This window comes from Variovorax sp. 3319 (assembly GCF_031456585.1).
GTDB classification, from domain to species: domain Bacteria; phylum Pseudomonadota; class Gammaproteobacteria; order Burkholderiales; family Burkholderiaceae_C; genus Variovorax; species Variovorax paradoxus_P.
Window position 1 is genome coordinate 48793 of record NZ_JAVDUZ010000003.1, and the last position, 24809, is coordinate 73601.

The 24809-nt window shown below is 66.3% G+C and carries 20 protein-coding genes; 4 read left to right on the top strand and 16 right to left on the bottom strand.

Features of this window, described 5'->3' with window-relative positions:
* Nucleotides 1-51: 51 nt before the first annotated feature.
* The 4 genes from J2X67_RS07420 to J2X67_RS07435 form a co-directional block, all read right to left on the bottom strand.
* Nucleotides 52-1887, bottom strand: coding sequence for a bifunctional metallophosphatase/5'-nucleotidase (locus J2X67_RS07420; protein ID WP_309951877.1), 1836 nt, complete (start codon nucleotides 1885-1887; stop codon nucleotides 52-54).
* A 99-nt stretch (nucleotides 1888-1986) separates the two neighbouring features.
* Nucleotides 1987-2442, bottom strand: a complete 456-nt coding sequence (locus tag J2X67_RS07425; protein WP_309951878.1) for a hypothetical protein — start codon at nucleotides 2440-2442, stop codon at nucleotides 1987-1989.
* A gap of 93 nt (nucleotides 2443-2535) precedes the next feature.
* Nucleotides 2536-3606 (bottom strand): carotenoid 1,2-hydratase, encoded by a 1071-nt coding sequence (locus tag J2X67_RS07430; protein ID WP_309952501.1) that lies wholly within the window; start codon nucleotides 3604-3606, stop codon nucleotides 2536-2538.
* Nucleotides 3606-4682 (bottom strand): PLP-dependent cysteine synthase family protein, encoded by a 1077-nt coding sequence (locus J2X67_RS07435; RefSeq protein WP_309951880.1) that lies wholly within the window; start codon nucleotides 4680-4682, stop codon nucleotides 3606-3608. Before J2X67_RS07435 ends, J2X67_RS07430 begins: the two co-directional genes overlap by 1 nt.
* A 99-nt stretch (nucleotides 4683-4781) precedes the next feature.
* Between J2X67_RS07435 and J2X67_RS07440 the strand changes: the two genes are divergently transcribed.
* Nucleotides 4782-7328, top strand: a complete 2547-nt coding sequence (locus tag J2X67_RS07440) for a penicillin acylase family protein (protein ID WP_309951881.1) — start codon at nucleotides 4782-4784, stop codon at nucleotides 7326-7328.
* Between the two features lie 612 nt (nucleotides 7329-7940).
* On the opposite strand, the gene J2X67_RS07445 is transcribed toward J2X67_RS07440, so the two are convergent.
* From J2X67_RS07445 to J2X67_RS07460, 4 genes are all read right to left on the bottom strand, one after another.
* On the bottom strand, nucleotides 7941-10550 hold the full coding sequence (locus J2X67_RS07445; protein ID WP_309951882.1) for an FtsX-like permease family protein: 2610 nt from the start codon (nucleotides 10548-10550) through the stop codon (nucleotides 7941-7943).
* A gap of 89 nt (nucleotides 10551-10639) precedes the next feature.
* On the bottom strand, nucleotides 10640-12001 hold the full coding sequence (locus J2X67_RS07450; protein ID WP_309951883.1) for a Gfo/Idh/MocA family oxidoreductase: 1362 nt from the start codon (nucleotides 11999-12001) through the stop codon (nucleotides 10640-10642).
* A gap of 4 nt (nucleotides 12002-12005) precedes the next feature.
* Nucleotides 12006-12881, bottom strand: a complete 876-nt coding sequence (locus J2X67_RS07455; protein WP_309951884.1) for a phytanoyl-CoA dioxygenase family protein — start codon at nucleotides 12879-12881, stop codon at nucleotides 12006-12008.
* On the bottom strand, nucleotides 12878-13591 hold the full coding sequence (locus J2X67_RS07460) for a GntR family transcriptional regulator (RefSeq protein ID WP_309951885.1): 714 nt from the start codon (nucleotides 13589-13591) through the stop codon (nucleotides 12878-12880). Before J2X67_RS07460 ends, J2X67_RS07455 begins: the two co-directional genes overlap by 4 nt.
* A 114-nt stretch (nucleotides 13592-13705) precedes the next feature.
* Between J2X67_RS07460 and J2X67_RS07465 the strand changes: the two genes are divergently transcribed.
* Nucleotides 13706-14662, top strand: coding sequence for a threo-3-hydroxy-L-aspartate ammonia-lyase (locus tag J2X67_RS07465; RefSeq protein WP_309951887.1), 957 nt, complete (start codon nucleotides 13706-13708; stop codon nucleotides 14660-14662).
* Between the two features lies 1 nt (nucleotide 14663).
* On the opposite strand, the gene J2X67_RS07470 is transcribed toward J2X67_RS07465, so the two are convergent.
* The 4 genes from J2X67_RS07470 to mutL form a co-directional block, all read right to left on the bottom strand.
* Nucleotides 14664-15314 (bottom strand): ABC transporter ATP-binding protein, encoded by a 651-nt coding sequence (locus J2X67_RS07470; RefSeq protein WP_309951888.1) that lies wholly within the window; start codon nucleotides 15312-15314, stop codon nucleotides 14664-14666.
* Complete coding sequence (miaA, locus tag J2X67_RS07475; protein ID WP_309951889.1) at nucleotides 15311-16294, bottom strand: tRNA (adenosine(37)-N6)-dimethylallyltransferase MiaA; 984 nt, start codon at nucleotides 16292-16294, stop codon at nucleotides 15311-15313. The genes J2X67_RS07470 and miaA overlap by 4 nt, the downstream gene beginning before the upstream one ends.
* A 42-nt stretch (nucleotides 16295-16336) precedes the next feature.
* Nucleotides 16337-17338, bottom strand: coding sequence for an alpha/beta fold hydrolase (locus J2X67_RS07480; protein ID WP_309951890.1), 1002 nt, complete (start codon nucleotides 17336-17338; stop codon nucleotides 16337-16339).
* Nucleotides 17339-17524: 186 nt separating this feature from the next.
* Complete coding sequence (gene mutL, locus J2X67_RS07485; protein ID WP_309951893.1) at nucleotides 17525-19417, bottom strand: DNA mismatch repair endonuclease MutL; 1893 nt, start codon at nucleotides 19415-19417, stop codon at nucleotides 17525-17527.
* A 104-nt stretch (nucleotides 19418-19521) separates the two neighbouring features.
* Between mutL and J2X67_RS07490 the strand changes: the two genes are divergently transcribed.
* Entirely contained in the window at nucleotides 19522-20190 is a 669-nt protein-coding gene (locus J2X67_RS07490) for a DedA family protein (protein WP_309951895.1), read from the top strand.
* A 63-nt stretch (nucleotides 20191-20253) separates the two neighbouring features.
* On the opposite strand, the gene J2X67_RS07495 is transcribed toward J2X67_RS07490, so the two are convergent.
* From J2X67_RS07495 to tsaE, 3 genes are all read right to left on the bottom strand, one after another.
* The gene (locus J2X67_RS07495) at nucleotides 20254-20550 is read right to left on the bottom strand and encodes a glycine zipper domain-containing protein (RefSeq protein ID WP_126748955.1); all 297 of its coding nucleotides are present in this window, start codon (nucleotides 20548-20550) and stop codon (nucleotides 20254-20256) included.
* 132 nt (nucleotides 20551-20682) lie between these two features.
* Nucleotides 20683-22290, bottom strand: coding sequence for an N-acetylmuramoyl-L-alanine amidase (locus J2X67_RS07500; protein WP_309951898.1), 1608 nt, complete (start codon nucleotides 22288-22290; stop codon nucleotides 20683-20685).
* Nucleotides 22287-22796, bottom strand: coding sequence for a tRNA (adenosine(37)-N6)-threonylcarbamoyltransferase complex ATPase subunit type 1 TsaE (tsaE, locus tag J2X67_RS07505; RefSeq protein WP_309951900.1), 510 nt, complete (start codon nucleotides 22794-22796; stop codon nucleotides 22287-22289). Before tsaE ends, J2X67_RS07500 begins: the two co-directional genes overlap by 4 nt.
* Here tsaE and queG point away from each other — a divergent pair.
* Nucleotides 22782-23870 (top strand): tRNA epoxyqueuosine(34) reductase QueG, encoded by a 1089-nt coding sequence (gene queG, locus J2X67_RS07510; protein WP_309951901.1) that lies wholly within the window; start codon nucleotides 22782-22784, stop codon nucleotides 23868-23870. The two genes, tsaE and queG, sit on opposite strands and share 15 nt — an antisense overlap.
* Here queG and J2X67_RS07515 read toward each other — a convergent pair.
* Nucleotides 23867-24784, bottom strand: a complete 918-nt coding sequence (locus J2X67_RS07515; protein WP_309951903.1) for an AEC family transporter — start codon at nucleotides 24782-24784, stop codon at nucleotides 23867-23869. The two genes, queG and J2X67_RS07515, sit on opposite strands and share 4 nt — an antisense overlap.
* Between the last annotated feature and the right edge of the window lie 25 nt (nucleotides 24785-24809).

Consider the following 24809-nt stretch of genomic DNA (forward strand, 5'->3'; position numbering starts at 1 on the left):
GAAAGAAGGCGGACATGTCCGCCTTCTTCGCTTCTGGGGCAGCAAGCCCGCTCAGGGCAGCACGGTAATGCGGTTGGCCGCGGGCGGTGCCAACGGGCTGTTCGCCTTGATGTAGGCCTCCAGGGCATCCACGTCCTGGTCGCCGCCCAGCGTGTCCGTGCCCTGGTTGAACACGGTGAAGTTGTCCCCGCCGGTGGCCAGAAAGCTGTTCATCGTTACCCGGTAGCTTGCGCCGTCGGTCATTGCGGTGCCGTTGAGCGCCATGTTGCTGATGCGCGAGCCTGCGGGTGCCGAAAGGCTGTAGCTATAGCTAAGGCTGCGCGAAGGCAGCAGCACCCTTGGCGATGCGACGGTGTTGGTGCCGCTGTTGAACTGCTGCTCGAGCAGCGCCTTGATCTGCGCCCCCGTCATCGTCTTCACCACCAGGCTGTTGCCGAAGGGCTGCACGCTGAAGATCTGGCCGTAGGTCACGCTGCCGTCATTGGCCGGCACCAGGTCGGCTCGCACGCCGCCCGGGTTCATGAAGGCGATCTGCGCGCCTCCCTTGTTGCTGGGGCTGGTCGCGTCGAGTTGCGCGTCCGCAATCAGGTTGCCAAGAACGCTTTCGCGCGATGACGTCTGCGTGCGCGTGGCAGGGCCCGCCAGCGTGCCCACCACCCGCTGCACCAGCGGCGCCGCAACCGAAAGGTACTGGCTGACGAGCGCGGCCACTTCCTGGTTCTTGCCGAACACCGGGTACTGGTCGGTCAGCGCCACGGTGGTGGCTCCGCTCGTGTAGGCCTCGCCCTGGACGATGACGTTGTCGGCCGACTTGGCCGAGACCTTGCGCGTGCGCGTGTCGATCGTCAGGTTGATGTCGGTGAGCAGGGTGCCGTACTGGCCGGCGCTGGTCAGCAGGAACGGCTTGGCCGGGTTGGTCTTGCTGTAGTCGCAGATGTAAGAGCGGTGGGTGTGGCCCGAGATCACCACGTCCACGGCCGCATCGAGCTTGTTGAGAATCGGCAGGATGTCGCCGCTCAGCCCCGCGCAGCTCTTGTCGTTGTAGCCGACGGTGGTCGTGGCGCCTTCGTGCACCACGACGACGATGGCGTCGGCGCCCTCGGCCTTCAGCTGCGGAATCAGCGCGTTGGCGGTGTCCGCTTCGTCCTTGAAGCTCAGGCCGGCAACGCCCGCCGGTGTCACGATGCTCGGCGTGCCCTTCAGGGTCATGCCGATGAACGCAACCTTCACCGTGGCGCCGTCCTTGGTGAAGGTTTTCATGCCCGTGGCGGGAAAGAGCGTGTTGCCGTCGGTCTTTACGGTGTTGGCCGCGAGGAACCCGAAATTGGCACCGGGGAAGGACTTGTTGACCCGGCATGGCTCCAGCGGCGTGTTCTTGGCGCATCCGCCGTTCTTCATGCGCAGGAGTTCAGTCTGGCCCTTGTCGAACTCGTGGTTGCCGACGGCGTTGAAGTCGATCTTCATCGCATTCACTGCTTCGATGGTCGGTTCGTCCAGGAACAGTGCCGACACCAGCGGCGAGGCGCCGATCATGTCGCCTGCAGAAACCACGGCGTTGTTCGGGTTCTTGGCCTTGAGCGAGGCAATGGCCGAGGCCAGGTACGCGGCGCCGCCCGCGGGCACCGGCACCGTGCCGCCGCCGTTGGCCGGGGCGGTGATCGAAAGCCTGGGCGGCTCGAGGTTGCCGTGCAGGTCGTTGAAGGCGATGAGTTTCACGTCCACGCTGCCAGGCGTTTCCGGGGCAGGCGGCGGAGCCGGTGGGGCGGGCGCCGGTGCCGGCGGCGGAAGAAACGGAATGAATCCGTTCGAATCGTTGCTTCCGCCGCAGGCGGACAACGTGGCCAGGACAACTCCCGCCAGGGCGAGATGCTTCAACGATGCAGGCATGGGCCTCTCCTCTTTTTCGGATGGAATGCAGCGCATGCTGGACAAGGCAGATGACGTCGCCATGACCGCTGGCGCATCGCACCTCGCATTGCGGCTCAATCAAGGCAGCGAAATGAGGCGAATGGCTACGTCGGGGCCGAAGGCGCGCTGCAGCAGTTGCCTGGCCTGTGCGCTGCGCTCATCGCCCGGCGACTGCACGGCCAGCCATGCCTCCGTGGCGTGCCGCTGCAGGTGCCAGCCCTCTTGTCCAAGGCGAACGAGGCTTGCAAGCGATGCCGCATCCGCGATGGGCAGCGCAGCGGGCGCGACGTCCAGCCAGTCCACCACCTGGTCGGCTTCTCCTCCGAGCCGTGCAGTGGCGCCTTCCACCAGCGCTTGCTGCGTGGCCGCGTCGCGCACAGCGCCCTGGAGGATGATGCCGTTGCCGTGCCAGCGGATTTCAAGCACTGCGTCCCTTGCCGGCGGTGCGGGCCGCGTGGCAGCGAACACCCAAGCGGCGCTCGCGGCAGCCACTGCGATGATCAGCAGCGCGATGAGCCGGGTCTTTCTGTTCATTCAAGCCTTGGCACACGTTCAATCGTGCGGTGTCGGGGGCCGAGTTCAGGGCCTCGGCATGACGGCGTGATGACAGAAGCTGGCTGCGATGCCTCAGAGCCGCAGCGGTGCGGCGTAGCCGGTCATCTCCAGGTAGCCCCGGCCGACTCGGCGGCCTTGCACATCGAGCAGGTCGCTCACGCCTTCCCAATACACCCCTCCGGTGGAGCCGCGGCTGTCGAGCTCCTGGTCGTCGAGCAGGGCGCGCACCTCGAAGATTCCCGATGGGGTTTGCACGTGCCACAGGGTCGGGTACTTGGCTTGCGTGCGCGGGCTGGTCCACGCGTTCGCGCCGTCGAAGCGCACCTCGTCGTTGCTGAAAACGCGCAGCGCACCCTCGCGCGCGCGAAACGAACCGCCGGCCCAGAGCGCACTGCCGTCGCGGCGCCGCAGGCGAAAGGCGGTAAGGGCGCTGCCGTCGTCCAGGTTCATGCCGATCCAGTCCCAGCCCACGGCGTCGGGATGCATCAGCGCCTCGCTCCATTCGTGGTCGAGCCATGCCGTTCCATCGACCTCGAAGGCCTGGCCCTTGAGCGTCAGCCTGCCTTGTGTCCTGAGTTGCGGTTCGCTGTAGTAATAGCTCGCCTGCGCGTCTTCGGGGCCCTTGCGCGAGAGCCCGGCCTTGCCTTGCAACAGCACCTGCTGCGTTGGCGTAAAGCGCAGGTCGAGCGTGAATTCGCCTGCCGGAACGCGGGCCGAATAACTCCCGTCCTTGCGCACGAGCGACCAGTCGCGCAGGCGCACGTCGGTGTCGGCTTCGCTGGCGGACGCAACGCCGAAGCCCGCCCGTGCGATGCGCTGGTCATGCAGCAGCACGCGGCCTTCGAGGTCGGTAATTGCAGCATGCGCGAACACAAGGTGCTTGGCCGCGAACGCCGAGCGCATGCCCTGGGCGGCATCAACACGCGACCGAAAGAACGTCACCTGAAAGCCGAACTCGCGCCCCGCCGATGTTCTTGCGTGCCCGGTGATGTACCACCACTCGGTGCGCAGGTCGGGGTGGCTGCCGAAGTCGCGCGGAAACTGCAGGGTGCGCTCTGGCAGTGCCCAGCTTGCGGGCGCGGCGGCCAACGCCGCAAGCAAAAGGCTGCGGCGAGAGAGCTTGCAGAACGCCGGCGGCGGCATCACTGCGCAACCAGCGCGTTGATGCGCTGCTGTGCCGGGCCTATGTCGCCGAACGCACCCTGCACCCAAGCCGCATCGTGATAGCTCGGCAGATAGCGCTCCCCGGCATCGCACAGCAGCGAAAGAATCGAGCCTTGCCGGCCGTCCGCACGCATCTCGCGCGCAATGGCCAGCATGCCGACGAAGTTGGTGCCGGTCGATGGGCCGACCTTGCGCCCCAGCAGCGCCGAGAGCGCATGCATTGCCGCCACCGACTCCAGGTTGGGCACTTCGATCATGCGGTCGACCAGCGTGCGGACGAAGCTCGGCTCCACCCGCGGCCGGCCGATGCCTTCGATGCGCGAGCCTGCCGCCGTCAGCGTTGCATCGCCGGTGCGGTGATAGGCCGAGAACACCGAGCCCTCGGGGTCGGGCACGCACACCTGCGTGTCGTGGCAACGGTAGCGCACGTAGCGCCCGATGGTGGCGCTGGTGCCGCCCGTGCCCGCCCCCACCACGATCCACGCCGGCACCGGGTGCCGCTCGCGCGCCATCTGCTGGAACATGCTCTCGGCAATGTTGTTGTTGCCGCGCCAGTCGGTCGCGCGCTCGGCATACGTGAACTGATCCATGTAGTGGCCGCCTGTCTGCTCGGCAAGCGCGCGCGCTTCTTCATACACCTGCGCCGCATGGTCCACAAAGTGGCAACGCGCGCCATAGAAGGCGATTTGCGCCACCTTCTCGGGCGAGGTGCTACGCGGCATCACCGCGATGAAGGGCAGGCCGAGCAGGCGCGCAAAGTAGGCCTCGCTCACCGCGGTAGATCCGCTCGAGGCCTCGACGATGGTCGTGCCTTCGCGTACCCATCCGTTGCACAGCGCATAGAGAAAGAGCGAACGTGCGAGCCTGTGCTTGAGGCTGCCCGTCGGATGGGTCGACTCATCCTTCAGGTACAGGTCGATGCCGGCCGCGGCAAGCCCCGGCAACGGCAGCGGAATCAGGTGCGTGTCGGCGCTGCGCTGGTAGTCGGCTTCAATGCGGCGTATGGCGGAACCAAGCCAGCCGCCGCATGAGATGGAGGAGGGTGTTTGCTGCATGTAGGAAGAAGTCTACAAGTCATCCCTCGCAGCACCCAGCGAAGGCGCAAATCGGGATACTGTGCGCTGCCAAATTCCAACCGGCAGGAGACAAGACGCATGAGAACAAGACACCTGCGCCCCGCACCGCGGCGCTCGTTAGGCCAAAGGCATTCCATCGGCGCCGCGGCGCTCGCGGCCCTCGCGCTTGCGGGCTGCGCGTCGGGGCCTCCCGGTGTGCAGACACCACCGCGCGCGCCGTCGTCCTTTGCCGTGCCCGGCCTTGAAAAGCCGGCTGAAGTGCTGGTCGACCGCTGGGGTGTGCCGCACCTTTACGCCGGCACGCTGTACGACGCCTTCGTGGCTCAGGGCTTCATTGCCGCGCGCGACCGGCTCTGGCAAATGGACCTCTGGCGCAAGCGCGGCCTCGGCGAAATGGCGAAGGACTTCGGCCCCGCATGGGTCGAGAGCGACCGTGCCGCACGCGCCGTGCTCTATCGCGGCGACATGTACCGCGAGTGGCTGGCCTACGGCTCCGATGCCAAGCGCGTGGCCGAGGCCTTCACTGCCGGAGTCAACGCTTATGTCGCCCAGGTGCGCGCGCAGCCCGCGCTGCTGCCGCCCGAATTTGCACTTCTGGGTTATCAGCCGGCCGTGTGGTCGCCCGAAGACGTGGTGCGCATCCGGCACCACGGTCTCACGCTCAATTTCACGTCAGAGATCGAACGCGCCCGCGCGTTCTGCGCCGGCACCGAAGGCATCAAGGCCGACTGGTTGCGCCGGGAGCTCGATCCGCCGGTCACGCCGCAAGTGCCGCCTGGCTTCGACCCGTGCACCATTCCCGCAGCCGAGTTGCGCGCCGCCTATCTGCGTGCCACCGATTCGCCGCGCTTCACCAAGAGCAACACGCGCCTCGCGGGCACCGCCGCAGCGTCTGCTGCAGTGCCGCAGCCTGACAGCCCCGAGGCCGCGGCGGCAAAGGCCGGCGAAGAAGAGCAGCAGCGCCATGCCATGCAAGGCGACCCCACAGCCGCCTACGGCAGCAACAACTGGGTCATCGCGCCGCAGCTCACCTCCACCGGAAGGCCCATTCTTGCCAACGATCCGCACCGCGCCCACGGTGCGCCGAGCCTGCGCTACATGACGCACCTCAGCGCGCCGGGCATGGACGCGATAGGCGCAGGCGAGCCTTTTCTGCCGGGCCTTTCCATCGGCCACAACGGCACGATTGCGTTCGGCCTGACGCGCTTCTACATGGACCAGGAAGACCTGTACGTGTATGAGCTGAATCCCCAGAACCCCGGTGAGTACCGCTACCAGGGCCGGTGGGAGCCAATGACGAGCGTCACCGAGCGCATTGCAGTGCGGGGCGAGAGCGCACCGCGCGAGGTGGTGAACACCTTCACGCGTCACGGGCCGGTGCTGCTGTCGGAGCCCGGCAAGCAGCGTGCCTTCGCATTGCGAGCCGCATGGCTCGAACCCGGCATGGCGCCGTACTTCGGTTCCATGGACTACATGCGTGCGCAGAACTGGGACCAGTTTCGCGCTGCGATGAACCGCTGGGGCGCGCCGGGCGAGAACCAGGTCTATGCCGACCGCAATGGCAACGTCGGCTGGATGCCGGGCGGCCTCACGCCGATCCGCCCCAACTGGGACGGCCTGATGCCCGTGCCCGGCGATGGCCGCTACGAATGGTCGGGCTTTCGCAATGGCGACGAACTGCCTTCGGAATTCAACCCCGCGCGCGGCTATGTGGTGACCGCGAACGAGAACAACATTCCGCCCGATCATCCGGCTGCCAGGAAGGGCATCGGCTACGAGTGGAGCGACGCGGCCCGTGCACGCCGTCTCAAGGAGCTGTTCGCCGCGAAGGTGGCCGCCGGCTCGCGCTTCACCATCGAAGACTCGGAACGCATGCAGAACGACATCGTCGCAACACCTGCCCAGCGCTTGTTGAAGCTCTTGGCAGGCTTGCGCAGCGACGATCCGCAAACCGCCGCAGGACTGCGCTTGTTGCAAGGCTGGGACGGCACCATGCACCGCGACAGCGCCGCCGCTGCGCTGTACGAGGTCTGGAGCGGCAAGACCTTGCGTGCGGCCGTGCTCAAGGCCGGCGCCGGCGACGCTGCTTCATTGCTTGCCACGCCAGGTGACAACACGCGCATGTTGCTGCTGCTCGAAAACCCGTCGGGCTGGGTCAGCAACGCGCAACGCGACGCCTTGCTGCTGCAGACCCTGCCGCCTGCAATGCAGGAGCTCACCGCCAAGCTCGGGCCCGACATGGCGGCATGGAAGTGGGGCGCGCTGCATCGCGCTGAATTCCGGCATCCGCTTGCCGACGTGGTCGACGCCGCAACGCGCAAGAAGCTCGATGTGGGCGATTGGCCGATGTCCGGATCGAGCTTTACGCCCATGGCGGCGACTTACAGGGCGAGCGACTACAGGTTGACGTCGGGGGCTTCGTTCCGGATGGTGCTGGACGTGGGCAACTGGGATGCGTCGCGGGTCATCAATACGCCGGGGCAGTCGGGGAATCCGGAGAGTCCGAACTATCGGGACTTGGCGCCGTTGTGGCTTGAGGGGAAGTATGTGCCGCTTGTTTATAGCCGGGGGGCGGTGGAGAGGGAGACTGTTGAGCGGATTCGTTTAGTGCCTGGAGGGCGCTGAGTTTGGTTTCGGGGCCGGGTCTCGCCCCGGCGGGCGACTCACTTTCTTTTGCTTCGCCAAAAGAAAGTAAGCAAAGAAAAGGCGACCCCACTGTCTGCGACCCTTCGCTTCGCTGCGGGCAACCTGCGGTGCTCAGGTTTCGCGGGGTCCGCAGAACTCGCTGCGCTCAAACAGCTGCGGCCCTGATCCGCGAAACCCTCCGCTCCTCGGCGCATACAGAGGGGCTCGGAAACCGGCGGGCCTTTGCTTCGCTCGGCCACCGGGCCACCGCGGCGCTGCGCGTCGCAGTGGTTGGCATTGAGTTGGCTGTTGGACTTGGGGCCGAGCGAGAGCGAAGGCTGCCCGCTCCCCACCCCTTCTGTATGCGCCGAGGAGCGCAGATGGAGGCGGGATCAGGGCCGCAGCTGTTTGAGCGAAGCGAGTTCTGCGGACCCCCGCCGGAGTCGAGCACCGCAGGTTGCCCGTAGCGAAGCGCAGGGACGCAGACAGTAGGGGTCGCCTTTCTTTGCTTACTTTCTTTGGCGAAGCAAAGAAAGTGAGTCGCCCGCCGGGGCGAAACCCGGCCCCGGAAAACAAACCAAGTCCAGCCACCGGCAGGCAAACCGACGCCCCTTACCAGTCCTCTTTCACTGCGAGCACCACGTCCTTGCCTGCCGCGGCCCGTCCCGCCAACCACGCGGTCACGGTGCCAGCCACCACCACCGCACCGCAAAGCACCAACAGCCTCGTCCAAGGCACCAGCAAATCCATGCTCCAGTGAAAGCTCTGCGGATTCACCACCTTCACCAGCACCACCGAAACCGCCAGCCCCAGCAAGAGCCCCGCCACCGCACCAATGGCCGTCCATGCCGCACCTTCACCCGCCACCACCGCCAGCACTTGCCGCCGCGTGAACCCCAGGTGCGCGAGCAGCCCGAACTCCTTGCGCCGCGCCAGCACCTGCGCGCTGAAGCTCGCCGCGATGCCGAAGAGCCCGATGGCAATCGCCACGGCCTGCAGCCAGTAGGTCACCGCAAAACTGCGGTCGAAAATGCGCAGCGAGGTTGCGCGGATCTGCCCGACCGATGAAATTTCGATGCTCGAATCGGACCCGTCGATCCCGCTCGGCCGGTGTCCCGCCAGTTCGCGAACCGCAGCCTGAACCGCGCCTTCCGATGCACCCGGTGCGAGCCACAACGACACGTCGCTCACCTCGCGCTCGCCCGTCAGCCGTTCGAAGTCGCGCGCGTCCATGGTGATGGCGCCGAACTGCCGCGCATAGTCTCGCCACACGCCCGCCACAAAGAACGCAGCCGGCGCGGCCCCGCTGGCGGTGCCCAATGCGTTCGACAGCGGCGCAAACACGGCTCCCGGCTTCGCGCCGTACAGCTCCACCATCGGTTCGCTCACGTAGATGCCGATCTGCCCAGCCGGTACCGGCAGCGCAGCGCCTACCAGCGGCAGCGCCTGCGAAGCACCACCTTCGAGGCTTCGCGCGATCAGCGTGACGGCGGGTTGCGCGGGGTCCAACTGCAATGATCGGGTGCGCAGCGTGCCAGTGCGCTCCACGCCCGGCAATTGCGCCAGCGCCTGCACGAATGCCGGAGAAAAAGTGGCGGTATCGCTGCTGCTCTGCGTGCCCGAATTGGCAGAGCGGCCGCTCGATGTGGCGCGAAGATAAAGATCGGCCGGCAGCACCACGTCGAGCCAGCGCGTTACTGAATCGCGAAAGCTCGCGACCATGACCGTGAGCGCAACCGCGAGGCTCAGGCTGGCGACCACGCCGCTGACGGCCACCGCCGCGGTGCCGCGCATGCGCCGTGCGCGCTCGATGGCCAGCATCGGCAGCACGCTTTGCGCAAAGGCGGGCGCGATGCGGTCGTACAGCAGCGCAATCAGCCAGGGCAATGCGGTGATGCCGCCCACCAGCAGGCAGCCTACCGACAGATACGCCGCCACCGGAATGCCGCCGACAGCCGGCATGTTGGCCAATGCCGCACTTGCGGCAATAAGGCCGAGCGCCAGCCAATGGCTTTTGCTTTGGACCGGCGCGGCGCCCAGGCCCTTGAGCGTTTGTGCCTCGGGCAGGGCCTGCGCCGCACGGGCGGGCCACCAGCCGCCCACCAACGCCGCAAGTACGCCGAGCCCGCCGTACAGCAAAGCCGAGCCGGTGCTCCAGTGCAGCGTGGGCGCCACGCCCTGAAAGTAGCCGCCGCCCAGGTCGCCGCCCAGCACCCGCAGCGCAAGGGCCGCGAGCGCGGTGCCCAATGCCAGGCCGGCGGCGCTTCCTATCAGGCCAAGCACCAGCGACTCCGCCAGCACAAGGCGCAGCCGCTCGCGCGGCGTGAGGCCCAGCACGCCGAGCAGCGCGAATTGCTGTGCGCGCTTGGCAACGCTGAGTGCCAGCACCGAGAACACCAGGAACGCGCCGGTAAAAAGCGCCACCAGCGCAAGCACCGTCAGGTTGACTCGGTAGGCACGCGATAGATTGCTCACCCGCTCGGCCGCATCGCCCGGCTCTGCAAACTGCAAGCCTGCGGGCCAGCCCGCCGTCCGCTGCAGCGATGCGATGAACGCCTCCCGGTCTGTACCAGGAGCAAGCTTCAGGTCGACGCGGCTGAGCTGGCCCACCTTGTCGAACAGGTCTTGCGCAGCACCGATATCCATCACCGCGAGCGCGGTGCCGCTGGCTGCCACATGGCCCGCCAGTTCGAGTCGATGCCAGGCGCCGCCGCTGCGCAGTTGCGCCGTTTCGGCACCGTCTTCGGCCGCTTGTGCAGGCAGGCCCAACACATTGCGGGCGGCGGCGTTCACAAACACGTGGCCGGGCGCCAGCATGGCAAAGCGGTCCGCATTCTTGTGGGGCTGCGGCATCAACGCCGGCGCAATGGCGGGCAGTGCCAGCGCGTCGACGCCGATCACGCGCATCGGCACCTGCCGTTCACCAACAAGCGCAAAGCCCTGGAACTCGAGCACCGGGCTCGCCAAGCTCACCTGCGGATGCCGGGCAAGCCGCTCGAACACCGCTTCGTCGAAGCTGCCCTGAACAGCACGCACTTCCAAATCTGGCTGGCCGTTGACGGACCTGACCGCACTGGAGAATTCGTCGAGCGCGGAGGCGTTGATGAGCTGCACTGAAAACGCAAGCGCCACTCCCAGCATCACGGCCAGTACGGCCGCGGCATTGCGCCAGGGGTGATGGCGCAGTTCCTGCCAGGAAAAGGTGGTGAGCAAGGCACGCATGCCGCCATTGTGGCCGCCGAAAAGGCCCCGGGGGGCATGCACGGGGGGCGGGGCTTGCGGTGCCGCGCACCGATGAATCCCGCGGTCCGCTAGGCAGCCTTGGCCTGCACGGACGGCGCGAACATGGCTTCCATTTCGGCGCGCAGTTGGTAGGCGCGGGTCGAGGTGTCCATGGCCACATCAGCCCAGCAAAGGCTTTGGCCCTTCTTTACCGCGCGCACCAGCTTGACGTTGTGCGCCAGCCCGAGCGGCAGGCCGCCCAGGCGCATCGAGCGATCGGCCGGCAGCAGCTTGCCCCACACGGTGTAGCCGCCTTCGCCATCGAGCATTTCGCCGGGCGCGAGGTCGCGCTTGGCGGTGGCGACCACGTCGGCGTTCCAGCAGGTGGCAACGCCTGTGGGTTCGCTGCGCAAGGCCACGCTGGCTACAGACATGCCGACCTCCAGGCCGATGAGGTGCCAGCGTTTGTAGAGAGTGAAGTAGCGGCCGCTCGGGTCGGTGTGGGCGTTGTATTCCTCAAAGCAATTCTTGATGTAGTCGGTCTCGGCCTCGACCGTGACCCACACACCCATGCGGATGTCGTATGGAATTTTTCGCCCATTGGCTTCGAGAGATGAGATGACCTCGACCATGCCCTTGCGCTCCAGCACGCCGCCTTGGCTCTGCGGACGCGTCACAAAGGGAATGTCCTCCACGCTCGCGGGCGGGTAAAGCAGGCCGTCCGAAGGCACCGTAAGGCCGGTGGCATTGGCCACCGCCGAGCTTTCTATCGAAGGCTTGGAGCCGTCGAGAAAGCTGTTGAACATTTTCGGGTTGAGCCCACCGCGCAGCGCCTGTTCGGGCGTGAGGCCATAGTTGCCCCACACGGTTTCAGGTGTCGATTCCGTGAAGTGCGGTAGCCACTTGTGGCCGCGCCCCGCCGCCACCACCGGAAAGCCGCAAGTGCGTGCCCAATCGACCAGGTCGCAGATGAGCGCGGGCTGGTCGCCAAAGGCCAGCGAATAGATCACACCCGCCTGCCGCGCCTTGTGCGCCAGCAGCGGACCGCAAAAGGCGTCTGCCTCGACCGTCACGTTCACCACATGCTTGCCGTGCGCATATGCATCCAGGCAATGGTCGACCGCAGCCACCGGATTGCCTGTGCACTCGACAACGATGTCGATGGAGGGTTCGCGCGTCACGGCCTGCCAGTCGTCGGTGATCCATGTGCTGCCAGTCTTCAGCGCCTGCTGCACCGAGCCCGCAGCCGTGCGTTCGGCCTGCCAGCCGACCCGCTCCAGGTTGACGCGCGCGGCGGCGGGCGAGAGGTCGGCAATTGCCACCAGCTGCACGCCGGGCGTGCGCGGAATCTGTGCGAGATACATCGAGCCGAACTTGCCCGCGCCGATCAGGCCGATGCGGACGGGGCGACCTTCGGCGGCGCGCTGCTGCAGGCGGGTGTAGAGGCTCATGGGATCAGGCCTCCGCCGTGTCGAGAGTTTCGAGCGAGGTCTGCAACGCGCTTTCGGGCAGGCCGTTTTTCCATGGCACCTCGACCGGGTAGGGCTTCAGCAGGCAGTCGTCGGGCAGCATCTCGATGGGCGTGAAGTCGCGGTGCGCGATGTACTCGGGCCGCTTGTGGCGCCGAATGTGGTTGCTGACGGCGCACAGGCTAAGGTACACCGCCACGCGATTGAAGGGCGAGAGATTGCTGCCCGATGCATGCACGAGGCAGCTGTGGAACAGGATCATCGAACCGGCGGGCCCCTTGGGCGAGACGATGCCGCCATGCTTGCCGCCGGCGCGCTCCACCAGTTGGCGGATGAGGTTGTTGTCGACTGTCCAGAGAGGGTAGCTGGTGGTCGTGAGGTCGTGCTTCGCATCGACCACGCCCTTGCGGTGGCTGCCCGGAATGAACATCAGCGGGCCGTTGTGCTCGTTGACGTCGTCCAGAAAAATCGCCACGTTCATTGCACGTTCAGTCGGCATCAGGTCGTCGTTGAGCCAGGTGCCGTAGTCCTGGTGCCACTGCCACACGTCGCCCTCGAAAGCCATCTTGCCGTTGATCTTGAACTGGTGCATGTAGACCTGTTCGTCGAACAGGTCCATCACCGGCCCTACCATTCGCGGATGGCGCGCCAGCCGGGCGAAGGGTTCGCTGATCAGGTGCGCGGCAAAGTTCGTTCGCACGGCGTCCGAGCCCTTCTCGCGCACGTTGAAGGCCTCGCGCCGGCTGTAGAGCTCGGGCACCGCATCGGTCAGCACCTTCGTCTCTTCGGGTGAGAAATGGCCGGGAAAGAACAGGTAGCCGTCGCGCTCGAATTGCGCGCGCTGGTCGGGGCTCAACTTCATGCCTTGTCTCCTTTGCGTTGGGTGGTGTGTCGGGTGTTGGATGCGTTGCGCGCCAGCTGCTGTGCGAGCCGCTGGCTCAATGCTTCGCTGGCTTGGGCAACATGCTCTTCGCTCAGCTGCGCGGCGCGTTGTGCGTTGCCTGCGGCAATGGCGTCGGCAATGGCCTGGTGCTCGTCCCACAGCGATTCCCGCTGTGGTTCGGCCTGCAGCACCGCGCCCATGGCGCGGCGAAGATGGCGCCAGTGCTGGCCGGCGCTCTGGCCGATCAGCGGATTGCCGGACGCCTCGTAGATGGCCTCATGAAACGCCATGTCGGCGTCGATCATGGCTTCGACATTGCGCCCGCGCGCTGCGCGCCGGCCGCGTTCCATCAGCTTGAGGTCGATGCGAAAGCGCTGTGCTGCGGCAAGCCGGGCGGCCAGCACGTCGAGCGCGCCGCGAACCTGGTAAACCTTGCACATCCACTCCGCATCGAGCGGCGCCACCAGCACGCCGCGACCCGGTGCATCGAGCACGAAGCCGTCTTTCTTGAGCAGGCGCAGCGCCTGCAGCACCGGCTGGCGCGACACCGAGAGGCGCTGCGCGATGTCTTCCTGCGTGATGCGCTCACCAGGCGCGAGCGAGCCGCTGCTGATGGCGCCGAGCAGGGCGCGGTAGACCTGGTCGACGAGGTCGGGCGAGGCTTCGATGCTGACGAGGTGGGCTGGCATGGATCGTTTTTCTCTGAACTCTGTATACAGAGTACAAAGATGCGGACCCGGCGTATCCCGGGTTTTTACCCATGGGCCCTGCAAAAAAACGTAAGCCGCCGCTAAGCTCTCCGCATGCAACTACCCACCTACGACGACGTCATTGCCGCGGCCGCGCGGCTCGAAGGCCACGCCCATCGCACGCCCGTGCTGCGATCGACCACCGCCGACGAGCGGTGGGGCGCACGGTTCTTCTTCAAGTGCGAGAACTTCCAGCGCATGGGCGCGTTCAAGTTTCGGGGTGCCTTCAATGCGCTCTCGAAGTTCGACGCTGCGCAGCGCAAGGGCGGCGTGATCGCGTTTTCTTCAGGCAACCACGCGCAGGCCATTGCGCTGTCGGCGCAGCTGCTGTCGATGCCCGCGGTGATCGTCATGCCCAAGGACGCGCCCGCTGCCAAGGTGGCCGCCACCAAGGGCTACGGCGCTGAAGTGATGATGTACGACCGCTTCACCGAAGACCGCGAGGCGCTGACGAGGCGGCTCGCGCAGGAACGCGGCATGACGATGATCCCGCCCTACGACCACCCCGATGTGCTCACGGGCCAGGGCACCGCGGTGAAAGAGTTGATCGAGGAAACCGGTCCGCTCGACCACTTGTTCGTGTGCCTTGGCGGCGGTGGGCTGCTGTCGGGCTCGGCGCTGTCGGCGCGTGCGCTGGCGCCCGATTGCAAGGTCTATGGCGTAGAGCCCGAAGCCGGCAACGACGGCCAGCAGTCGTTTCGCGCCGGAAAGATCGTGCACATCGAAACGCCCAAGACCATTGCCGACGGCGCGCAGACACAGCACCTTGGCGAGTACACCTTCGGCATCATCAAGCGCGACGTGAACGACATCTTCACGGTGACGGACGACCAGCTCGTCGAGGCGATGCGCTTCTTTGCGGAGCGCATGAAGATCGTGGTCGAGCCGACGGGTTGCCTTGCCTTTGCGGGCGCCATTGCCGCGGGCAAGCTCATCGAGGGGCAGCGCGTCGGCATCGTGATCAGCGGCGGCAACGTCGACCTGTCGCGCTACGCGGCGTTGCTCGCCTAGCTCAGGCGCGGATGCCTTCGGCGGTCAGGTGCAGCAGCCGGCCTGCACGGGCCGCGGCGCTTTCGGAGTGCGTTACAAGCACCAGCGAGGCGCCGTGTTCACGCGTCTGGCCAATGAGCAGTTCCATCACTTTGGCCGCGGTGCCGGGATCGAGATTGCCGGTGGGCTCGTCGGCAAGCAGCAGGGCGGGGCGGTGCACGAGCGCGCGCGCAATGGCCACACGCTGCAGTTGCCCGCCTGAGAGCGTTTGCGGCAGCCGGTCGCCCATGCCGGGCAAGCCCACCGCATCGAGCATGTGCGCGACACGGCTTTCATCGCGTTGCTGGCCGAGCAGCATCAGCGGCAGCGACACGTTTTGCGCCACGTCCAGGTGCGGCAGTACGTGGAAGGCCTGAAACACAAAGCCGACATGGCGGCGGCGCCATAGCGCGCAGGCTTCGCCGTCGAGCGCGCCTATGTCGGTGCCGTCGTGCGTCACGGTGCCCGCGTCCCAGCTGTCGAGCCCGGCCATGCAGTTGAGCAGCGTCGACTTGCCCACGCCCGATTCGCCAACGATGGCGACAAACTCGCCGGGTTCGACTGTGAGCGTTACGTTCTCGAAGACGGGTACGTCGCCGTAGTGCTTGGCAAGGTTGGATATGCGCAGTGTCATGCGGCGGCTGCAATGCGTTGAACGGCGGTGCGCACCGCGTCGGGCGCGTCGCAGGCGATGACGGTGCGCGCAGGCATGCTGCGCAGCCAGGTGATCTGCCGCTTGGCCAGCTGGCGCGTGGCGGCAATGCCGCGCTCCCGCAGTTCGGCCATGGCCTTGGCATCGGGTCTGGCGCCGCCGCAGGTGTCGAGCATTTCCCACGCTTGCCGGTAGCCCACGCAGCGCATCGAGGGAAGATCAGTCGAAAGGTCGCCGCGTGCGCGCAACGCTTCTACCTCGTCGAGAAAGCCGGCGGCGAGCATGGCATCGAAGCGCTCGGCAATGCGCGCATGCAGCCAGGCGCGGTCGGCGGGCTCGAGCGAAAAGAGCGCGCCGCCGGCCAGGCCTTTCACGGCCTTGTCTTCAACGGCATGAAAGCTCGACAGGGGCTGCCCGCTGCTTTCCCACACTTCGAGCGCGCGCTGGATGCGCTGGCTGTCTTGCGGCGCAAGGCGCGCGGCCGTCACGGGATCGACCTGGGCGAGCCGCGCGTGCATGGCGGGCCAGCCGAGGGCGGCGGCTTCGGCGTCGATGCGTGCGCGCACCGCTGCATCGGCGGCGGGCATGGCGTCGATGCCGTCGAACAGGGCCTTGAAGTACAGCATGGTGCCGCCCACCAGGAGCGGCAGCGCGCCGCGCCCGCGAATCTCTTCGACAAGCCGCGTTGCGTCGGCCACGAAAGCCGCTGCGCTGTAGCTCTCGGCGGGGTCGCGAATATCGATGAGGTGGTGCGGCACGCTCGCCAGTTCGGCCTTGCTCGGTTTGGCGGTGCCGATGTCCATGCCGCGGTAGATCAATGCGGAATCGACGCTGACGATTTCCACGGGCCGCAGTTGCGCCACCGCGAGCGCCACCGCGGTCTTGCCGGAGGCAGTCGGCCCCGCGAGCGCTATGTATTTCAGGTTTTCAGGAAGGCCGGAAGCGGCAACGGAGGGCGGCATAAGCGCCCGAGGGTAACAACAAAATGGCGCCGGGACTCCGGCTCAGATTGCCTGCGCGCTTGCTGCGGCCTTGGCGCGCGCTTCTTGCGGCAGGGCGGGCGAATCCGCGCGAGGCGCCGCTGGCAGCACAGGCACCGGCTGGGCGCCGCGCACGACCGGCGCGCCTTCTGCTTGCCTGGAGGAGGCCAGGGTGGTCTCGGGCTTCATGCGGAACAACTGCGAAAGCGCCGAGCGGTACTGCGCCTCGCCGACCGAATTGGTGTTGTGGTGCGACCCGCCCTCGACCAGCACGAAGAGCTTGGGCACGGTGGCCGCGTCGTAGAGCTTGCGGCCCAGCGTGGGGTTGATCAGGCTGTCGGCGGTGCCATGCACCACCAGCAGCGGCGCGCCGATGTCCTTGACGCGGTTGATGGCCTCGAAGCGCTGCGTGATGAGTGGACCGAACGGCAACCAGCCCCACTTGAAGCCGCTCACCACGTCGGCAATGGAGGTAAAGGTGCTTTCGACGATGGTGCCGCTCTCGTCCTTGACGTTGGCCGCCAGGTCGATGCCGATGGCACCGCCGAGCGAATGGCCGAAGATGTAGCGGTGCTGGCGCGGGTGGCGTGCGGCGAGCCACATCCAGGCGGCGCGGGCGTCTTCACGCGCCGATTCCTCGGAAGGCAGGCCCTTGGAGCTCTTGCCGAAACCGCGGTAGTCGATGGCCAGCACCGAAAAACCCAGTTCGTGCATGCGCTGGATGCGCGGGGCCGAACCGGCCACGTTGTAGCGGGCGCCGTGCAGGTACAGCATGACGGGCCGGTCGGTGGTTTCAGGTTCGCCGCCCAGCCAGAGGCCGTGCAGCCGTGCCGGTTCGCCGGTAATGGACGACTGGAAGTCGATCCAGACGTCTTGCATGCCTTCGGTCATGCTGGCGGTGTTGCCCCAACTGCGGTCGCTGGGCTGAAAAATCCATTCGCGTTGCTGCTCGTCGAATGTGGAGCAGCCGGCGGCCAGAAGGGCGCACAGCGAAATAACGGAGGCAAGCAGAGACCAGCGTTTCATGGGCTAGAGGGACAGCGAAGCCGGCAGAAAGTTCATACGCTTTCGACTGAAACGCGCCGACACTGCGCTTCAGGACCTCCCCTTGAGTGCCTCAAGTGGCACTTTGTTCTACACATGCAACGCCCGTGCCCGCTTCACGGATGACCGCAAAAAACTCCGTGAAAACCCTCAAAATGCCCGGTTTTGTTACCTGCCGCGCATAAAAAGCGCGTCCAGCTCACGAATCGACAGCTGCCGCCAGGTGGGACGGCCATGGTTGCACTGGTCCGAACGCTCGGTCGCTTCCATTTGTCGTAATAAAGCGTTCATCTCGTCGATGGTGAGCTTTCGGTTGGCCCGCACGGCGCCGTGGCAGGCCATGGTCGAAAGCAGTTCGTTTTGTGCCCGCTGCACCACCGTGCTGGCGTCGTGCTGGGCCAATTCGGCCAAAACGCTGCGAGCAAGCTCCACCGGGTCGCCGTCGGCCAGGGTGCCCGGCACTGCGCGCACCGCAAGGGTGCGAGGCGAAAACGGGGTGATTTCGAGGCCCAGCGTCGGCAGCACGGCAGCACAGGCCTCTGCCGTGGCCACTTCTTGCGGCGTGGCCGCAAAAGTGGCCGGAATCAGCAGCGGCTGGCTGGTAATGGCCGCGCCGTCCAGCTGTGTCTTGAGCCGCTCGTAAACGATGCGCTCGTGCGCTGCATGCATGTCGACCACGATCAGGCCCTGGCTGTTCTCGGCCAGGATGTAGATGCCATGCAACTGGGCTACTGCGCGGCCGAGCGGCCAGGCCTCTTCGTTGGTGGACAGGGATTCGGCGGCCGCAGGGGCCGCAGGCAGCCCGACAGGCGCCCGGAACGACATGGGCGGTGTGCCGATCACGGGCCAGTGCGAGGTTTCTGCCCCGGAATGCTCCAGCGCCGATTCGTCGGCCCGTCGCGGCCACATGGCGTCGAAGTCGCCCACGCCGCGTTCTGCTGCCGTGAAATTGATTGCCGGCTGTGCCCAGGTGGCACCCGAGGCCGGCACATTCGGCTTGAAGAAGGGTTGCTGCGCCGCAATCGGCACGACTGCATCGCCCGCACGCGGCGCTGCGAGTGCGTTTTCGATGGCGTGGCGCACCGCCTGGTGCACCTCGCGCCCGTCGCGAAAACGCACCTCGATCTTGGTCGGATGCACGTTCACATCGACCCGCGACGGATCGATTTCGAGGTACAGCGCGTACACAGGCTGGCGCTGGCCGTGCAGCACGTCTTCGTAGGCGCTGCGCACCGCATGCGAGAGCACCTTGTCGCGCACGAAGCGGCCGTTGACGTAGAAGAACTGCTGGTCGCCGCGCGACCGGGCCGCGTCGGGGATGCCTGCGCGCCCCACCACGCGCACTGCGCCGCCAATGTGATCGACAGCCACGCTCTGCGCCACGAAATCGTCGCTGAGTGCATCGGCCAGCCGCTGTTCGCGCTTGTCGGCGGCGCGCCACTGCTCCATCAGCTTGCCGTCATGCCACACCGAAAAGCCGACCTCGGGGCGCGCCAGTGCATGCCGGCGCACGGCCTCGATGCAGTGGGCCAGTTCGGTGGCGTCGGTCTTCAGGAACTTGCGGCGTGCGGGCGTTGCAAAGAACAGTTCGCGCACCTCGACGGTGGTGCCGACCGCGCGGGCCACCGGGCGCAGTTCGCCGGTGCGTCCATCGAGCGCAAAGGCGCTGTCGGCACCGGTAAAGCGCGAAAGAATGCTGAGTTCGGCAATCGCATTGATTGCCGCGAGCGCCTCGCCGCGAAAGCCCATGGTGCCGACCGTTTCAAGATCGTTGAGGCTGGCGATCTTGCTGGTTGCATGGCGGCGCAAGGCAACCGTGAGTTCTTCGCGCGGAATGCCCAGGCCGTCGTCTTCGACAGAAATCAGCCGGACCCCGCCCGAGGCCAGCCGCACCGTGACCTGGCTTGCGCCCGCGTCGAGTGCGTTGTCGAGCAGTTCGCGCACCACCGACGCCGGCCGCTCGACCACTTCGCCGGCGGCAATCTGGCTGATCAGCTCGTCGGGGAGCTCGCGGATCGGCCTGCGTTCGAGGGAGGGAATGGAAGAGGGAAGGGCGCTCACGCGAGCATTCTAGAAGCCCGGGCAGGTTGTATCGACCTGTCATTGGGCGTCACTGAATCCATCACGGAAAGCCTGCAGGCGTGCAGCAAGGATAATCCGCCACCATGGAAATCATCAGCTTTCTCGTCGACTTCATCCTGCACGTCGACAAACACCTCGAGGCCTTCGTTGTTGCCTATGGTCCTTGGGTCTACGCGCTGCTCTTCCTGATCGTGTTCGTGGAAACCGGTGCAGTGGTCATGCCGTTCCTGCCAGGCGACTCGCTGCTTTTCATTGTGGGCGCGCTGTGCGGCGTGGGGCTCATGAGCTTTCCGATTGCATGCACGGTGCTCATCGTCGCGGCCATTCTGGGCGACCAATGCAACTACAGCATCGGCCGCTACTTCGGGCCCAAGGTCTTCCAATGGGAGAACTCGCGCTTCTTCAACCGCAAGGCTTTCGACCAGGCGCATGCGTTCTACGAGCGCTACGGCGGTATCACGATCGTGCTTGCCCGCTTCATGCCGTTCATTCGCACCTTTGCGCCCTTCGTGGCCGGCGTGGCTGAAATGAACCGGGCCAAATTCACCATGTTCAACGTGGGCGGCGCGCTGCTCTGGGTGCTGGGCATTGCAACTGCGGGTTACTTCTTTGGCAACCTGCCGTTCGTTCGCGAGCATCTCGACAAGATCATCTGGGCGCTGATCTTCGTGCCCGGGTTGCTTGCAATCTTCGGTGCCTGGCGAGCCTCGCGCGCAGAAAAGGCGCGCGCGCAGTTGCCTTCAAAGGCTTGAGTTCAGCGCCCATGAAAAAAGCGCGCCAGTGATGGCGCGCTTCAAGAACGGGTTGGTAGAAGGTCAGTAGGTCGGGCCATTGCGCGGGTAGTAGGTACCCGGCGGATAGGCACGCTGGCTCTCGTAGTAGTTGCGCTGGTTGCGTTCGTCGACGCTGCGGCCCACTTGATTGCCGATTACACCGCCCACGGCTGCACCGCCCAGCGTACTGGCCGTGTTGCCGCCAATGGCATGGCCCACTGCCGCACCGCCAAGTGCGCCAACGCCGGTGCCCAGGTTCTGGTTGGGACCAGATGCGCAGCCCGCCAATGCCATGACCGAAGTCGCCGCCGCAGCGGTAATCCAGATGCGTGCTTTCATGATGTCCACCTTTCTAAAGTGATGGCTCATGATGGGCAAAAGCGGCCCGAACCCAGTGTAGGAGCCTGCCGCGCCTGACTGTGCGGTGCCACGGGCCGCCCTGCGTGGGACAGCAGGGCGGCGCGCAAGGGTTTAAAGCTGACGGCTGCGCGCGAGCGGCGGGTTCTGCGCAAAGTAGCGCTGGATGCCGCGCATGAGCGCATCGGAGAGGCTTTCCTGGTAGCTGACGCTGCGCAGGTTCGCTTCTTCTTCAGGGTTGCTGATGAACGCAGTTTCGACCAGCACGCTTGGAATATCTGGCGCCTTGAGCACGGCAAAGCCCGCCTGCTCGACCTGCGGTTTGTGCAGCCGGGCGCCAATGCCGCGTATCTCGCCGAGCATGGCGCCGCCGAGCTTGAGGCTGTCGTTGATCTGCGCGGTGGTGCTCATGTCGAGCAACGCGCGCTGTACCTGCACTTCGTGGTTGCCGACGTTCACGCCGCCCACCTTGTCGGCATCGTTCTCTTTGTTGGCGAGCCAGCGTGCCGCGCTGCTCGAGGCACCGCTCTGGCTCAGCGCAAAAACGCTGGCGCCGCGCGCGGCGGGCGTGGTGAATGCATCGGCGTGGATGCTCACGAAGAGATCGGCCTGCACGCGCCGCGCTTTTTGCACGCGCACGCCAAGCGGCACGAAGAAGTCGGCATCTCGCGTGAGAAACGCGCGCATCGGGTTGCCGCCGACGCTGCTTGCGTTGATGCGATCGCGCAGGCGATGCGCGATTTGCAGCACGATGTCTTTCTCGCGCGTGCCGTTCGGGCCGATGGCGCCCGGGTCTTCGCCACCATGGCCGGGATCGAGCGCCACGATGATGATGCGGTCGGTGCGGCTTGAGGTGGCGCCACCGCGCGAGGCCGTTGCGGGTGCAGGAGAAGGCGCCACTGCCACCGGAGGCGGCGGTGCAGCAGGCGGTAGCGGCGGCGCGGCGACGGGGCGCGTGGCCTGTTGCGCCATGAGTTCGCCGAGCGGATCGGGCGCGGGCGCGGAGGGAGGCATGGCCACCGCGACCGGTGGCCGTGCAGCAGGCGCGGCGGGTGCAGTAGGCGCGGCGGGTGCAGGAGTGGCAATGGCACCGGGCGCGGGGCGCGGCGCGGGCACGTTGGGCGATGGCCGAACAAGGATGGGCGGGCCGCCGTCGGGCGCAAGCCGCGAGGTAGGCGCGGCTGGTGGCGGCACCGACGGAGCGGTGGCCACTGTGGTGTCGTTGTTGCCGCCGGTGCTGCCGCGCGGCGCTTCGCGCAGGCGCTCGGTGATCAGCGCCTCCATTGGGTCGACGGCTTTTTCGGGGTAGAGGTCGAGCACCAGGCGGTGCTTGTACGCGGCAATTGGCGCAAGCGAAAAGACCTGCGGCACCACGGCCTGCTTCAGGTCGAACACGATGCGCACTACCTTCGGCGCGTTCTGGCCGACACGCAGGCCGTTGATGTAGGGGTCGCCCGGCTTGATCTTTCCGACCAGCTCGCGCAGCTCGGGGTTGAGATCGATGCCCTCGATGTCGACCGCCAGCCGCGGCGGGCTGCCGACCACCAGCTGCTGCGAGTGGAGCCGCGCATCGGACTCGATGGTGACGCGCGTGTAATCGGCCGCGGGCCACACGCGCACGGCGAGGATGGAGGCACCGCGCGCAATCTGGTGCACGCCGAGCATCAGCGCAATGCTGCCGCCCTGCAGCAGCACGCGCCGTTTGAGACCGCCGGCCTTCATGCGCCGGCGTGCGTCAGCAGGCCGCTGCCGCGAGGGGTGTTGGCAAGAAGGGTCACGCTGCGTGTGTCGTCTGTCATTGCTTCTATTTTAATAGCGAGGTCCGCAATTGGTGTGCGGCCTGCAGCGTTTTCGGGCCATTCGGCGAGCTTGAGGCCCGGTCCCGCGAAAATGTCACGAAAACCGGCATCGTCCCACTCGCGTGGATCGTTGAAGCGATAGAAATCGAAGTGAAAGATGGCAAGGCCGTCCGGCGCCTCGTGCGGCTCGACCACGGCATAGGTCGGGCTCTTGATGCGCCCTTGGATGCCGAGCGCGCGCAGCAGGTGCCGCACGAAGGTGGTCTTGCCCGCGCCAAGGTCGCCATGCAGCGCAATGAAGGCGTCGCGCAAAGCGGGCGCAGCGGCTAGCGCGCGTGCGAAGGCGTCGGTGTCCTCCTCGCTGCGCCAGCGCAGTGTGCGGCCGGCGTTCTTCGGCGTTTCTACAATCGGCAAGTGATCGTCAGCCATCCACTCGTTGCTCGTATTCAGGCATTGGCCCGGGAACTCGGATTCTCCCAAATCGGAATCGCGGGCGTCGATTTATCGAGCGCCGAGGAAGGTCTGATGCAGTGGCTGGCCCATGGGTTCCATGGCGAGATGAAATACATGGCAACGCACGGCACGCGCCGCGCGAGGCCCGCCGAACTGGTGCCGGGCACGGTGAGCGTGATTACCGCGCGCATGGACTACCTGCCACGGGGCACGCAGCTGGACGACTGGCAGGCCGTCGAGTTCGATCGTCTCGCGCGGCCCGGCGAGGCCATCGTCTCCGTCTATGCGCGTGGCCGCGACTATCACAAGGTGCTTCGCGCACGGCTCGCCAGGCTGGCCGAACGCATTGCCGAAGAGGTCGGCCCATTCGGGCATCGCACCTTCACCGATTCGGCCCCTGTGCTCGAGGCCGAGCTCGCATCGCGCAGCGGCCAGGGCTGGCGCGGCAAGCACACGCTGGTGCTGGACCGCAGCGCGGGTTCGATGTTTTTTCTTGGCGAGATCTACGTCGACATGGCGTTGCCCGAGAGCGAGCCCGTCACCGCACATTGCGGCAGCTGCAGCGCCTGCATCGACGTGTGCCCGACAAAGGCCATCATCGCGCCGCACCGGCTGGACGCGCGGCGCTGCATTTCGTACCTCACCATCGAGCACGGCGGGCCGATTCCGCTGGAGCTGCGGCCGTTGATGGCCAACCGCATCTACGGGTGCGACGACTGCCAGTTGATCTGCCCCTGGAACAAGTTTGCAAAGAAAAGCGCGCTGCCCGACTTCGATGCGCGCGAAGGACTCACGGGGCAGGCGCTGGCCTCGCTCTTTGCCTGGACCGAAGAAGAGTTTCTGCGCTACACCGAAGGCAGCCCGATCCGCCGCATTGGCCACGAACGGTGGCTGCGCAACATTGCCGTGGCCTTGGGCAACGCGCTTCGCGCCGACGAGAGCGGTGCCGCAGAGGCGCTTGCCATGCGGGCGGCGGATGCGAGCGAACTGGTGCGGGAGCACGTGGCCTGGGCGCTGGCACAGCGCCCCGAGGCAGCGAAAAAGCCCTAGCGCGGCAGCGCCAGCGCAAACGGCAGGCTTGCCACGCCCAGCAGCGTGGAGAGGGTCACCAGCCCGGCCACATAGGGCCCGTTGTAGCCCATGCGCGCCGCGAGCACATAGGCACTCGAGGCCGTGGGTACGGCGGAAAACGCCATCAGCACGGAAGCCTGCGTTGCGTCGAGCCGCAGCGCATGAGACAGGCCCCAGGCGACCAGCGGCAGCAGCAGGTGCCGAATCGACAACACCGAAACCGCCAGCACCTTGCCGCGCCCCAAGGTGGCGAACTGCATGCCCGCACCCGCTGCCAGGAGGCCGAGCGCAAGCGATGCGGCGCCGATGCGCGTGAGCGTTGGCGTGGCCCAGCCCGGAACGGTGAAGCCCAGCAGATTGGCCAGCAGACCCGCCACCGTGGCGACGATCAGCGGATTGCGCACCAGCTGCCGCGCAAAGCCGGACTGCGCATGCCGAGCCATGGGCCACACGGCAGCAATATTGAACATCGGCACGCACACGCCGATCAGCACCGCAATCAGCAGCAGGCCCTGCGGACCGGCGAGCCGTTCGGCAAGCGCAAGGCAGATGAATGAGTTGAAGCGAAATGCGATCTGCGCGCTGGCGGCGTGGTCGCGGCGGTCTATGTGCGATCGCAGGCCCGGCACGTAGGGCAGGGCGTAGGCGAGCGCAATGCCGCTGAGCCCGACACCCACGCCCGCCGTGAGCAAGCTCGATGTGGCGCCAAAATCGAGCGGGCTGCGCACGATCGAATGGAACAGCAGCACCGGAAAAAGAAAGTAGTACACCAGGCTTTCGACCTGGTCCCACACGCGGCGGTCCAGGGCGGTGTAGCGGCAAAGAAGCCAACCGATGGCAATGAGCGAAAAATCCGGAAAGAGCAGCTGGGCGAAGTTCACCGCTTCGAGCATAAACCGTCGCCGGCCATGGGTAATC